The organism is Micromonospora sp. NPDC051006, assembly GCF_044456245.1.
In the GTDB taxonomy this organism is placed as follows: domain Bacteria; phylum Actinomycetota; class Actinomycetes; order Mycobacteriales; family Micromonosporaceae; genus Micromonospora.
Map to the genome: position 1 here is coordinate 248,450 of NZ_JBITFP010000008.1, position 12,702 is coordinate 261,151.

A 12,702-nucleotide genomic window follows, 5' to 3' on the forward strand; every position below is an offset into this window, starting at 1 on the left:
GTTCAAAAGCGATTGCCAGCGCTTGTGCCCAGCCGCCATGGCGGCGACGAATTCCTGTCCGGGAAACGACATGCGCCGTTCCACAACATGTTCGATTTTACGTTTTGAACGGCACACTCAGACGGCCTGACCTGGCTCTTCGCGTTCACCACCCGAGAACGGCGTGCGGTTGGTCCAGTTCCTCGCGTCGCCTTGTCGCCAACCGGTCAAAGGCTTTTCCGGAACGGCTTTGAATACGCATGCTTCCCCGGGGCCCAAACAGCGGCCCGATCGACGCAGGGCCGGAGAATGGGCCCACGTTGGGGGGAGGAACATCAATGTTCGGTAAGCAGGCCACCAGGCCCACGAGAACGGCGCTCGCCGTGCTCGCGTCGGGCGTCATGGTGGCGGTCGCGGGGGTAGCCGCTCCGGCGTACGCCGCGGACCCGGAGGAGGCCGCGAAGGCCCGGGCCACGCCGGCCTATCAACTGGCGAGGGGCGAGACGTGCGGGCTTCGCCCGTCCGCCGGGAAGAGCGCGAAGGACGAGACGCTCAGCTGCCTGGGTGTCGAGACGAAGCTGGACCGGACGCCCGCGGTGGGTGAGACAGCGACCCTGCGGGTGACCGTACGCGCCCAGGGCAAGATCGGGCCGAGCGACATCAGCGTCACCCTTCCGGCCGAGCTGGAGTGGGTCACCGCGCCGGCCGAGCTGGGCGTCCAGAAGCGCGCCAGTGCCCAGCCCGAGCGGGCCGGATCGGTCTCGGTCGCGCGTACCACTCGCGCCCTGCGCAGCGGCGACAGCGTCGCGTTCAGCGGCGTGGTCCGGGCCGTCAAGGCCGGCCAGGTGCAGATCCAGGCGCGGGCGACCGCTCCCTACGGCAAGGACGTCCAGGCCGGTCAGGACGACGTCTTCCTGACCATCGGGGCGAAGCCCGGGCTCTCCCGGCTCGGGCACGCGACCCCGACGAGCGACAACGCCACCCGGCTCGTGCCCACCTCGGCGCGGACGCCCCGGCCCGCCGGGCAGAAGTTGAAGAGCGTCGGTGTGTCGAGTGTGGCCGGCGAGGCCCGGGCCGAGGCCACCGCGAAGGGGCTGACCGTGATCAGCCCGCAGGCGCCGTGCGACACCCGGGTGGCCGGCAACTGGAGCTTCCAGGACCAGAACGGCGCCTGGCACAACCAGATGAACATGCAGGTGCAGGTCTGGGACGACGACACCTTCGGCGACTCGCTGCTCGCCAGTGGGGTGACCGACGGGGCAGGCAACTACAACATCTGCTTCGACTCCCAGGTCGAGGGGTGGCCGGACAGCGGCACGGCGGACATCTACGTCCGCTTCATCACCTCCAACTCGCTGTGGCGGGTGCAGCGCGGCGGCAACCCGTTGACGTTCCAGACCGGTACGACCAACGACGTGGCCACCGGCAGCACCCTGAACCTCGGCTCGCTCAGCGCCGCGGACGGGGCGCTGCAGCGCGGCCTGCACGCGTTCGACTCCGGCAACGACGCCTGGCTGTGGGTGCCGAAGCCCAACAACCTGTGCTGGGACCAGGACGACGCCAGCTGCCGGCAGGTGGTCGTCAACTGGGCGCCGGACTCGACCGACGGGACCTACTACGACCTGGGCGGCAACCAGGTCCACCTGGCCGCCGACGACCCGAACGCGCCGACCACCGTGGTGCACGAGATCGGCCACGCGGTGATGGACGACCTGTACAACGACAGCTTCCCCGCCGCGCCGAACTGCAGCCCGCACAGCGTCACCGGCGCCAGTTCCGCCGGCTGCGCCTGGACCGAGGGTTGGGCGGAGTGGTTCCCGGCGACGGTCTACAACGACCCGTTCTTCCGCTGGCCGAGCGGCGCCTCGCTCAACCTGGAGAACGCCAGTTGGGGCAATGGCTGGGGCGAGGGCGACACCACCGAGGGCCGGGTCGCCGCAGCGCTGATCGACATCACCGACTCCGCGAACGAGGGGACCTGGGACCGGTACGGCGAGGGCCCGTTCAACATCTGGACCACCTCCCGCCGACACAACTCCGCGACCTTCGCGGCCTTCTGGGCCAACCGCACCGCCGACGGTTTCAACGTGGCAGACTCCGGCGCTCGCGCCTCGGTCTACCAGAACACGATCGACTACCAGTTCCGGGACCCGCTGGGCAGCTACGCCCCGCTGACCCGCCCGGTGCCGACACCGCCGCACAACTTCAGCTACTCGACGTCGTCGCCCTACTGGTCCGTGGTCGCGCTGAAGCCCAACTCGGGTGACCTGGACCTGCAGCTCTACGACGACCGGGGGCAGGGCGCCTACCTGAGCGGCAGCGCCTGGGGTGGCACCGCCATCGACTTCGTCACGGTGGACTCCAACCGCCGGGCGGTGGGCGACTACTACCCGCGGGTGACGAACTACTCGGGCGGCGGTGGCTACCGCGTCGAACTCGCCCAGGGCTCGTCGGTGCTGAACGCCGGCAGCAGCACGATCACGATGGGCAGCAACAACGTGGTCACGGTGCGGGACGCGTACCTGACCGCCGGGGTGCCGGTCACCATCTCGGTGGCGGCCACCAACGTCGGCCAGGACGCCGAGCTGTTTGTCTTCGACAGCGACCCGGCCAACTCGGCGACCTGGATCCGCTCCCGGTCCAGCGCCGTGGCCGCGGCCAGCGGCGGCGGCGCCGGCGCGACCGAGACGGTCACCCTCACCCCGACCCGCACCGCCTGGTACGGCGTCGTGGTGACCAACAAGGCAGGCTCCGGGAACTACACCCTCACCCGGTCCTGAGTATCGGAGGTCCGTGGGACCGGTCCGGGAGCGCCCACTCGGCGCTCCCGGACCGCGCCGCGCCGCGGCCCGCTGTCCCGCGTACCGGCCGGGACGGAACCGGCGACGCCGAGATGGCGTCCGACCAGGGTGAACGTGACGTGGGAGGCGACCGATGCACCGACGTGCAGTCCTGGCCCTGCTCGCTGTGCCGGCTCTGCTGGCCGCGGCGACGACCGCGGGCTGCGCCGGCGGCGACGGCAGCGGATCGGAGCCGCCGACCGACGCCCAGGCGCTGGTGCTGCGGCTGAGCGAGCTGCCCGGCATGCTGCCCCTCGGCGGTGTGGCAGCCATTCCGCCGCGCTTCTCCCTCTTCGGCGACGGCCGGCTGATCAGCGTCCCGACCGGATCGCCCGGCGGTTGGCCACAACTGCGCGAGGACCGCGTCCCGCCGGACGGCGTACGCGATCTGTTCCGGCACGCCGTCAGGTTGCCGAAGCAGGCCGCGGCCGGCGGCCCCGACGAGCCCGTCGTCCGGGTCGTCGTCGGATCGACCGACGGGCAGCGCACCGTCACCCTTCCCCGGGCCGACCCGGCCGCCGCGCGGCTGCGGGCGGCGCTCGCCAGGTACGCCGACGGCCACTCGGCGCCGTACCAGCCGACGGCCGTCGCGATCGTCGCCACGCCGAGCGACTCCCCCGATCCAGCGCGCCCCTGGCCGTTGCCGGCGCTGGCCGGCGAGGCCCTCGGCGGCACGTCGGCCGGCGCCACCTGCCTCGTGCTGCGCGGCGCCGACCTCGACACCGTCCGCCGGACGGTCGCCACCGCCGACACCGGCACCCACTTCAGTGCCGGTGGACGGTTGTGGCAGGTGGCCCCACGACCGCTCCTGCCGGACGAGGCCGACTGCACGGACCTTTAGCCGTCGAGGGCTCCGGACGGGCGTGGGTGCTCAGCCCTCGGTGCCCAACGCCGCCACCGGGCTGACCCGGGACGCCCGCCGCGCCGGCAGCACCCCGGCCAGCGCGGTCAGCACGACCAGCGCCGCGAAGAGCCCGATGACCGGCAGCACCGGCAGCACCAGCGGCGCGTTCACCCCGAGTGCCTTGACCGTCAGCCAGGCGTACGGGATGCCGAGCAGCAGGCCGATGCTCGCACCGATCGACCCGTAGAGGCCGGCCTCGGCGGTCAGCATGCCGCGAAGGCCGGCCCGGGACAGGCCGACCGCGCGGAGCAGGCCGGACTCGCGTACCCGCTCCACCACCGACAGCGCGGTCGTGGACCCCACGCCGACCACCGCGATCAGCACGGTGAGGCTGACCAGCCCGGCGGCGATCCAGAGCAGGGTGCCCAGCACCGCGTCGTTGCGGTCGCGCTCGTCGGCGAGCACCGCGAGGCCCACCCCGTCGCTACCGGCGATCGCCTGCCGCAGCGCCTGCACCCCGGCGGTACGACCCTCCTCGCCGGAGCGGGCCGGGTCGGCCAGCAGCCCGGTGTACGCCGCCGGCACGCCGAGCCGGTCGAGGTCGCCGGGTGCGGCCAGGATGCCGGCGTGCAGTGGGCCGTGGTCGGGCAGGATCGCGGCCACCCGCACCTCGACGGTGCGTCCGGCGAGGGCGAGCGCGGCGGTCTCGCCGGCCCGCAGCCCGGTGCTCCGGGCGACCCAGCTGCCGAGCACGATCCGGCCGGGTCCCCGGTCGGCCAGCGTGCCCTGCGCCACGTCCAGCCGGTCGGTGCTCGACAGGGCCGCCAGGTCGAGGTCGGTCGTCGGATACCCGGACTCGGCGCCGCCGAGCCGGTCGCCGCCGCGCACCAGCGTGACGTCGGCGACCCGCCGGTACGGCACCACCCGGGCCAGCGCGCCGCCGGCCGCCTCGGCCCGCGTCACCACCGCGCTCGGCAGGGCCCCGCCGTCGCTGCTGGTGACCTCGAAGTCGGCCGGCGCGGAGAGCGCCAACTCCCGATCGGTGAGCACCCGCAGCGACGCGCTGCCGATGGCCACCCCGGAGATGAGCGTCACGCCGAGAGCGACGACCACGGAGACCGCGGCGGCCCGGCGTGGCGCCCCGCCGATGCCGCCGACGGCCAGCCGTCCGATCGGCCCGAACTGGCGCATCGGCCAACCCACCGTGGCCAGGACCGGTCGCACCAGCACCGGCCCGAGGGACACCAGCGCGAAGAACGCCAGCGCACCGGACGCGACGAGCAGGAGCAGCACCGGACTCGGGTCGTAGGACTCCTGTTCCGGTGTGGGCAACCGGCTTGCCGCCGTGCCGCCCGCCAACGCCGCACCCGCGGCCAGCAGCAGCCCGGTGACCAGCCGTGGCGCGCCGATGCCGCGTCGGCCGGCGGTGGTGCTCGCCGCGCGCAACGCCTCCAGCGGAGCGACCCGGGCGGCGGAGAACGCCGGCGCCAGCACCGCCAGCACGGTGAGGACGACCGCGCCGATCACCACGGCGACCGCCGCCGCCAGTGGCACCCCCGGGGACGAGACGGCCAGACCGAAGGCGCGCAGGATCGCCGGCAGGGCGTGCCCGAGGCCGAGCGCGGCGAGCACCCCGACGGCGCCGGCGACCAGGCCGGTGAAGGCTCCCTCCACGGTCAGCGCCAGCACCAGTGAGCCCCGGTCCGCGCCGACCGCGCGCAGCAGCGCGAGCTGCCGCATCCGCTGGGCGAAGACGATCCGGAACGTCGAGGTGACCACGAGCGCCGCGGCGGCGACCGCGACCGCGACGAACATGGCGACCAGCGCGAAGAGCTTCCCGACCTGCTCGGCCGCCGCGTCGGCCTCCTCCTGGCGGACCTCGTCGCCGGCGCGGATCGGCAGGTCGGCCGGGAGCGCCGCGGCCAGCCGCTGGCGGACCGTCTCCGCCGACTCGCCCGGGGCCACCCGCAGGTCGACCCGGCTCAGCTCGGTCAGATGGGCCCACTCGGCCACGGCGGTGGCCGGGGCGTACCCGTCGTAGCCGGCGTCGTCGGCGGTCTCGACCAGGCCGGTGACGGTGAGCCGGGCGGGCGTCGTCAGTTCCCCGCCGGTCCCGCTGGTCACCGTGCCGACCGAGAGCCCCAACCGCTCGGCGGTGCGCCGGGTGACCGCCAACTCCCCCGGGCCGTCCGGGTAGCTGCCCTCGACCAGCCGGACCGTGGAAAGCGGGCCGGCGCCGGGGTCGGACCGCAGGTTGAGGTACGACTCACCGAAGCTCACGCCGGTGTCCAGCCGGCCCACCGCCTCGGCGACGCCGGGCACGGCGCGGATCCGCCGCAACGCCTCCAGGGTGGGCGGCGGCTGCTCCGGGCCGCCGATCACCAGGTCGGTCGCGGCCGGGGTGCCGCTGAGGTTGTCCCGCGCGGTCTGTTCTGTGATCTGCTGCGCGAGCACGGTACCGAAGACGACGAACGACGCGACCAGGATGGCCAGACCGGTCAGGATCAGCCGACCGGGGCGGCGGGCCGCCGCGTTGACCTGGGTACGCAGCACAGCCGCCCTCATGCGCCGGCCGCCAGATCGCGCAGCGCGTCGGTGACCGAGCCCTGGTCCGGCTTGTCGATCTCGCCGGCGACCCGGCCGTCGGCGAGCAGCACCGCCCGGTCGGCGTACCCGGCGGCGATCGGGTCGTGGGTGACCATGACGATCGTCTGACCGAGGTCACGTACCGAGTCCCGCAGGAAGGAGAGCACCTCCGCGCCGGAGCGGGAGTCGAGGTTGCCGGTCGGCTCGTCGGCGAACACCACCTCCGGGCGCGAGACCAGGGCCCGGGCCAGTGCCACCCGCTGCTGCTGGCCGCCGGAGAGCTCGCTGGGTCGGTGGTTGAGCCGGTCGGCGAGCCCCAGCACCCCGACCAGGTGTGCGAGGAGATCCGGGTCCGGCTGGCGACCGGCCAGATCCAGCGGCAGGGTGATGTTCTGCGCCGCGGTGAGCTGCGGCAGCAGGTTGAACGACTGGAAGACGAACCCGATCCGCTCCCGGCGCACCCGGGTCAGCGTCCGGTCGGACTGCCCGGTGAGCTCGGTGCCGCCGAGCAGGACCCGGCCGGCGGTGGCGGTGTCCAGGCCGGCGAGGCAGTGCATCAGCGTCGACTTGCCGGACCCCGACGGCCCCATGATCGCGGTGAACTGGGCGCGACCGAAGCCGACCGACACCCCGTCCAGGGCGCGTACCGCCGTGTCGCCGCTGCCGTACACCTTGACCAGGTCGACCGCGGCGACCGCCAGGCTCGTCTCCGGTGGGGCGGGGCTCTGCGTTCTCATGGATCCTCCAGTGCTGGTTCTCCGACCCCGGAAGCCTGGCCGCCGGCGGCGGGCGGGCACATCGGTCCGGAGCCGGGTAGGCGCCGCCGCCGGGTCTGCCTTTCGGCCGATCCGCGACCACCACCCGGCTGGCTACGCTGGGTCACGATGAACGCGCCGGGACTTCGACGTTGGTGGGTGCGCCTGGCCCAGGCCGGCGCCCTGATGGTGCTGGGCCTGCTCGTCCTCTTCGACCTGCGCTACAGCACGATCGGCGGGATGAGCACCGCCGCCGCCCTGCTCCTGCTGGTGCGGATGGGGCTGGCGGTGGCGACGGTGCCGCTCTGGCTCCCGGTGCACCGGCAGGGCTCCCGCCGACTGCCGCTGGCGGCGCTCACGCTCGCACTCGCCTCACTCGCCGTCACCGCCGGGATCCGGATCGTCGCCGGCGACGGCTACCTGCTCAGCGGCAGTTGGGGGTTGGCCGAGTCGGCCGGGCTGCTGGCGGTGGTCTTCGTGGTGACCCGCTGGGGCGCGCCCCGGCTCGCGCCCTGGGCCGCGGTGCTCGCCGGGCTCGCCGCCGCCGCGCTGCCGCTGCGCGCCGGCGTCGAGAACGCATATGTGATCTTCGGGCTGATCCAGGCGCTCGCCGCGGCCGGCGCCGCCGCGGGCGGGCTCTACCTGCGCGTCGTCGCGGCCGGGCGGGAGCAGGCGATCTCGCTGGTGCGGGCCGAGCAGCGCGCCGAGTTCGCCCGTGACCTGCACGACTTCATCGCCCACCACGTGACCGGGATCGTGGTGCAGGCGCAGGGGGCGCGGTTCGTGGCCGAGCAGGACCCGCAGCGGGTCATCGCCGCCCTGGAGCAGATCGAGCGCGCCGGCGCGGAGACGATGGCGTCGATGCGGCGGATGGTCGGGATCCTGCGCAGCCCGGACGCCGCGCAGGACGCCCCGCTGGCCCCGCTGGCCGGCGTGGCCGACCTGGCGCCCCTGCTGGCGGGGTTCAACGGCAGCGCGAGCGCGCCGGCCCGGCTGCACGTCGACGGCCCGCTGGACGGGCTGCCGGTGGAGGTCTCCACGTCGGGCTACCGGGTGGTGATGGAGGGGCTGACCAACAGCCGCCAGCACGCCCCCGACGCCCGGTCGGTGGATGTCTTCGTGCGCCGTACCCCCGACTGGCTGCTGGTCCGGGTGGCCGACGACGGCGCGACCCCGCGCACCCCGCCGGCCCGCGGGCACGGCTTCGGCCTGATCGGTCTCACCGAGCGGGTACGCGCCCTCGGCGGCACGATCACCGCCGGCCCCGGCGTCGCCGGCGGCTGGGTGCTGGACGCGGCGCTGCCGCTGCACCGGACCGCGCTCCGATGATCCGCGTGCTGATCGCCGACGACCAGGCCATGGTCCGGACCGGCTTCGGCATGATCGTCGGGGCACAGCCCGACATGGCGGTGATCGGTGAGGCCGCCGACGGCGTGGCGGCGGTCGAGCTGGCCCGACGGCTGCGCCCGGACGTGGTGCTGCTGGACATCCGGATGCCCCGCCTCGACGGCCTGGCGGCGCTCCGGCTGCTCGCCGGGCCGGGCGTCGCCGACCCGATCAGGGTGGTCGTGGTGACCACCTTCGACCTCGACGAGTACGTACACACCGCGCTGCGCAACGGCGCCTGTGGCTTCCTGCTCAAGGACTCGGGCCCGGCGCTGCTGGTGGAAGCCGTCCGGGCTGCCGTCTCCGGCGACGCGCTGATCAGCCCGTCCATCACCGTACGGCTGCTGGAGCACCTCAGCCCACCCGCCCCGACCCGCGACGACGCCGGGTTGTCCCCGCGGGAACTCGACGTCGTGAAGCTCGTCGCCCGGGGTCTGACCAACGCCGAGATCGCCACCCGGCTCTTCATCGCCGTCGGCACGGTCAAGACCCACCTGGCCAGCGTGCAGATGAAGCTGCCGGCCCGGAACCGGGTCGAGATCGCCGCCTGGGCCTGGGAACGCCGCCTGCTCGGCTGAGCCCGCGTCCCGAAGTAGTTGTGGGGCAGCGCCAGGCCGGTGTCCGCAAGGGACCGTCCGCTGCGCCCGGCCGGCGGGCTGGCGGGCTGGCTGGCTGGCTGGCCGGCTGGCCGGCTGGCCGGCTGGCTGGCTGGCCGGCTGGCTGGCCGGCTGGCTGGCTGGCCGGCTGGCCGGCTGGCCACGACAGGCGTAGGACCAGACATCGAAATCTTTCGCCACTCGTCGGATGAGCCGTCGCCGGCCCCACCGTAGCGTCGAGGCAATTCACCCCGCATGGGCCCGATCACTGGACGTGACAGCCGGGCGGGCGCCGCGGATCAGCGCGGCGGGCCGCCGCGGCGGTCGTGAGCCGAAGCTCCACGCCGTCTTTCGCCTCTCCTGAAGGGAGCAGCGGTGCCCCTACCTCCTGGTCCATCCCGTGCTCGACGCAACACCGCCTTACTGCTGTCCACGACCCTCGTCGCGACCCTCACACCGCTGGCCGCAAAACCCGCCTGGGCCGACCCCGCGCAGGCCCGCCCGGCGAACCCGATCTTCCTCACCGGCGCCAACAGCGGCGCGCCGAACGACATCGCCGTCAGCTACCTGCGGGCACACCCCGCCGAGCACGGGGTCCGCAGCGCGGATCTCACCGACCTCGCGGTCGCCTCCAGCTACACCAGCCGCCACAACGGCGTGACGCACGTCAACCTGGCCCAGCGCCACAAGGAACTGGAGGTCTTCGGGGCGACGGCCACCGTCAACATCGCCCGGGACGGAAGCGTCATCTTCGTCGGCGACACCCTGGTCTCCGGCCTGTCCGACAGGGTCACCGGAGCTGTCTCCCTCGACGCGGTGGAGGCGGTGGAGGCGGCCGCCGACGCCCTCGACCTGGCCGACCCGGCCGGCGCGCGGGTGATGAGCCGCAGCGGCGGCCCCGCTCAGCGCACCGTCGTCTCCGGCAGCGGCATCTCCGACCAGCCCATCCCGGCGAAGCTGGGCTGGCAGCCGACCGACGACGGACTGCGCCCGGCCTGGCAGCTGGTGATCGACGACTCTTCCGACGTCCACCTCTGGAACGTCACCGTGGACGCCGAGACCAGCGAGCTGCTCAACACCGAGGACTGGACCCACCAGGACAGCCCGACCGATCTCGCCAGCACGCTGGGCCGCCGGGAGAACCGGACGCCGGCCGTCGCCACCGCGAGCGTCCCCGCCGCGAAGGTCACGCCGCCGAACCCGGTCGACGACGGATCGAGCTACCGCGTCTTCGAGTTCCCGAAGGGAGACCCGAACGACGGCCCGCAGAGCCTGGTGACCAACCCGGCGGACGGGACCGCCTCGCCGTACGGCTGGCACGACACCGACGGCGCGCCGGGCGCCGAGTACACGATCACCCGGGGCAACAACGCGCACGCCTACACCGACCGGGACGCCAACAACCAGATCGACCCCGCCAGCGGAGCTGATGGCGGGGCCGGCCTGAGCTTCAACTTCCCGGCCGACCTGAACGAGCATCCGCAGACGTACACCCAGGCCGCGGTGGTGAACCAGTTCTACTGGTGCAACATGGTCCACGACCTGACCTACCGGTACGGCTTCGACGAGGCGTCCGGCAACTTCCAGGTCAACAACTACGGGCGGGGCGGCACCGGCGGCGACGACGTGCAGTGCGAGGCGCACGACGGCTCCGGACAGAACAACGCCAACTTCTCCACCCCGGCGCTGGACGGCGGGCGACCCCGGATGCAGATGTTCCTCTGGCCGGGCAACCAGTTCGGCCTGCCGAACGCCGTGACCATCGACGGGGGCTCCGCCGCCGGCACGTACGAGGCGGAGTACGCCCGGTTCACCCCCGCGCCGACCAGCGCCGGCTTCGCCGGTGCGGTGGTGGCGGTCGACGACGGCACCGGGGCGACCGGCGACGGTTGCAGCGCCTACAGCCTGCCCGCCGGCGCGATCGCGGTGGTCGACCGGACCAACACGTGCAACGCCCACACGCAGGTGGTCAATGCCGAGGCGGCCGGCGCCGTCGCGGTGGTGGTCGTCAACAACGTCGCGGGCGCCCCGGCGGTGATGAGCGGGTCCATGAACCCGGCGGTCGGCATCCCCGCGGTCATGGTGAGCCAGGCCGACGGGAACACGATCAAGGCCGGACAGCCGGCCTCCGGCCGGGTGCACCGAAACCTGAACCGGCCGGCGATGCGGGACGCCTCGTTCCGTTCCGAGACGATCTTCCACGAGTACGGCCACGGGGTGTCCAACCGGCTGACCGGGGGCCCGACAGTCAACTGCCTCACCGGTGAGGAGCAGATGGGTGAGGGCTGGAGCGACTTCCTGGCGATCACCTCGCTGCTGAACCCCGCGATCGACGATCCGGAGAACGCCCGCGGCTACGGCCAGTACGCGCTGTTCCAGGACAGCCGGGTGGGTGGCGGGATCCGCCCGCGGCCCTACTCGCGCAACATGGAGATCCAGCCGTTCACGTACGACAGCATCAAGACCGGCGGTTGGCTCGACGGCACGTCCCTGGCCGCCCCGCACGGCATCGGACACGGCTGGGCGGCCGTGCTGTGGGACATGACCTGGGACCTGGTCGACCGGCACGGCTTCAATCCCAACGTCTACGAGGCGTGGCACACCGGCGGCAACAACCTCGCCCTGCAACTCGTCATCGACGGCCTGAAGATGCAGGGCTGCGGCCCGGGCTTCGTCACCGGCCGCAACGCGATCATCGCCGCCGACGCGGCCCTCACCGGCGGCGACAACGCCTGCACCCTGTGGGCCTCCTTCGCCCGCCGGGGTCTCGGCTACAGCGCCGTCCAGGGCACCACCGGCCGCAACGACAACGCCGAGGCGTTCGACACCCACCCGTCCTGCCGGGGCGACTTCCAGGGACGGGCCGCACAGCCCGCCCTCAACACCGTCGTCGCCGGTGACGCCGTACCGATGAAGTTCACGCTCGCCACCAACCGGGGCCTGGACATCCTCGCCAGCGGCTCGCCGTACTCCCGACTCGTGGACTGCGAGACGCTCGAGACGGTCGGCCCGGACGGCGCCGTCACCCCCCGGCCGACCCCGGTCGCCGCCGTCAACCCCGGTGGGTCAGGGCTGTCGGTCAACGCCAACGGCCGCTACAACTACCCGTGGAAGACCGACCCCGCCTGGGCCGGCACCTGCCGCGAGTTCGTGCTCACCCTCGACGACGGATTCCAGCACCGCGCCTACTTCAGGTTCACCGACTGAGCCGCGGCAGCGGTACCAGGTGAGCCGGCGGGAGCGTTCCGGGACACGGGACGCTCCCGCCGGCCGCTCTGCTGCGAGGTCTCGGCCTGGTTGACCGAATATGACCACGGCCGGGGGTCCTTCGCCAGCGCCGTTCAGCCAGCCAGGATCCGGACCGATGATCGCTCCAAGCCAGCTCTCAGCTTTGTCGGCTACCTTTGGTCACGCTCGGTGACCAGACAGGGGCGCGGCTGAGGTGGGGAGAGGCTGGAGCGGGTGCAACGACGATCACGGCGCATTCTGATCACTGTGCTGGCGGCACTGCTGGTGCTGGGCGGCGGGGCGACGATCGCCATCGGGGCCTACGGGCGTTCGCTCGACGGCAACCTGGCGCGCACCGATGCCTTCGCCGGACTTCCGGAGAGCGCCCGCCCCACGCAGGCGGTCACCGGCGCGATGAACGTGCTGCTGCTCGGCAGTGACTCCCGCGACCCGGACAAGACGGCCGATTCCCGTACCGACACCATCAT

7 protein-coding genes and 1 pseudogene are annotated in these 12,702 nt (G+C 73.2%); 6 read left to right on the forward strand and 2 right to left on the reverse strand.

Going from position 1 to position 12,702, the window contains the following annotated elements; translation table 11 throughout:
- Nucleotides 1-317 precede the first annotated feature (317 nt).
- Together ACIBBA_RS16250 and ACIBBA_RS16255 are read left to right on the forward strand one after the other, a co-directional pair.
- Entirely contained in the window at nt 318-2,759 is a 2,442-nt protein-coding gene (locus tag ACIBBA_RS16250; RefSeq protein WP_396697896.1) for a hypothetical protein, read from the forward strand.
- A 154-nt stretch (nt 2,760-2,913) separates the two neighbouring features.
- On the forward strand, nt 2,914-3,660 hold the full coding sequence (locus tag ACIBBA_RS16255) for a hypothetical protein (protein WP_396697898.1): 747 nt from the start codon (nt 2,914-2,916) through the stop codon (nt 3,658-3,660).
- Between the two features lie 30 nt (nt 3,661-3,690).
- On the opposite strand, the gene ACIBBA_RS16260 is transcribed toward ACIBBA_RS16255, so the two are convergent.
- Together ACIBBA_RS16260 and ACIBBA_RS16265 are read right to left on the reverse strand one after the other, a co-directional pair.
- Nucleotides 3,691-6,228 carry an FtsX-like permease family protein gene (locus ACIBBA_RS16260; protein ID WP_396697900.1) on the reverse strand — a complete coding sequence of 846 codons (2,538 nt, stop codon included), beginning with the start codon at nt 6,226-6,228 and terminating at the stop codon, nt 3,691-3,693.
- Nucleotides 6,225-6,986, reverse strand: coding sequence for an ABC transporter ATP-binding protein (locus tag ACIBBA_RS16265; protein WP_396697902.1), 762 nt, complete (start codon nt 6,984-6,986; stop codon nt 6,225-6,227). The genes ACIBBA_RS16260 and ACIBBA_RS16265 overlap by 4 nt, the downstream gene beginning before the upstream one ends.
- A gap of 147 nt (nt 6,987-7,133) precedes the next feature.
- On the opposite strand from ACIBBA_RS16265, the gene ACIBBA_RS16270 reads away from it, so the two are divergent.
- The 4 genes and pseudogenes from ACIBBA_RS16270 to ACIBBA_RS16285 all read left to right on the forward strand — a co-directional run.
- Complete coding sequence (locus tag ACIBBA_RS16270; protein ID WP_396697904.1) at nt 7,134-8,333, forward strand: sensor histidine kinase; 1,200 nt, start codon at nt 7,134-7,136, stop codon at nt 8,331-8,333.
- Nucleotides 8,330-8,968, forward strand: a complete 639-nt coding sequence (locus ACIBBA_RS16275; RefSeq protein WP_396697906.1) for a response regulator — start codon at nt 8,330-8,332, stop codon at nt 8,966-8,968. The genes ACIBBA_RS16270 and ACIBBA_RS16275 overlap by 4 nt, the downstream gene beginning before the upstream one ends.
- Before the next feature lie 393 nt (nt 8,969-9,361).
- On the forward strand, nt 9,362-12,193 hold the full coding sequence (locus ACIBBA_RS16280) for a M36 family metallopeptidase (RefSeq protein ID WP_396697908.1): 2,832 nt from the start codon (nt 9,362-9,364) through the stop codon (nt 12,191-12,193).
- Between the two features lie 288 nt (nt 12,194-12,481).
- Nucleotides 12,482-12,702: pseudogene (locus ACIBBA_RS16285) on the forward strand (LytR family transcriptional regulator); the annotation flags it as partial.

Bases quoted from the DNA above. Each gene is read 5' to 3' on its own strand.
- ACIBBA_RS16250 (WP_396697896.1), top strand. From the start codon at position 318: ATGTTCGGTAAGCAGGCCACCAGGCCCACGAGAACGGCGCTCGCCGTG.
- ACIBBA_RS16255 (WP_396697898.1), top strand. From the start codon at position 2,914: ATGCACCGACGTGCAGTCCTGGCCCTGCTCGCTGTGCCGGCTCTGCTG.
- ACIBBA_RS16260 (WP_396697900.1), bottom strand. From the start codon at position 6,228: ATGAGGGCGGCTGTGCTGCGTACCCAGGTCAACGCGGCGGCCCGCCGC.
- ACIBBA_RS16265 (WP_396697902.1), bottom strand. From the start codon at position 6,986: ATGAGAACGCAGAGCCCCGCCCCACCGGAGACGAGCCTGGCGGTCGCC.
- ACIBBA_RS16270 (WP_396697904.1), top strand. From the start codon at position 7,134: ATGAACGCGCCGGGACTTCGACGTTGGTGGGTGCGCCTGGCCCAGGCC.
- ACIBBA_RS16275 (WP_396697906.1), top strand. From the start codon at position 8,330: ATGATCCGCGTGCTGATCGCCGACGACCAGGCCATGGTCCGGACCGGC.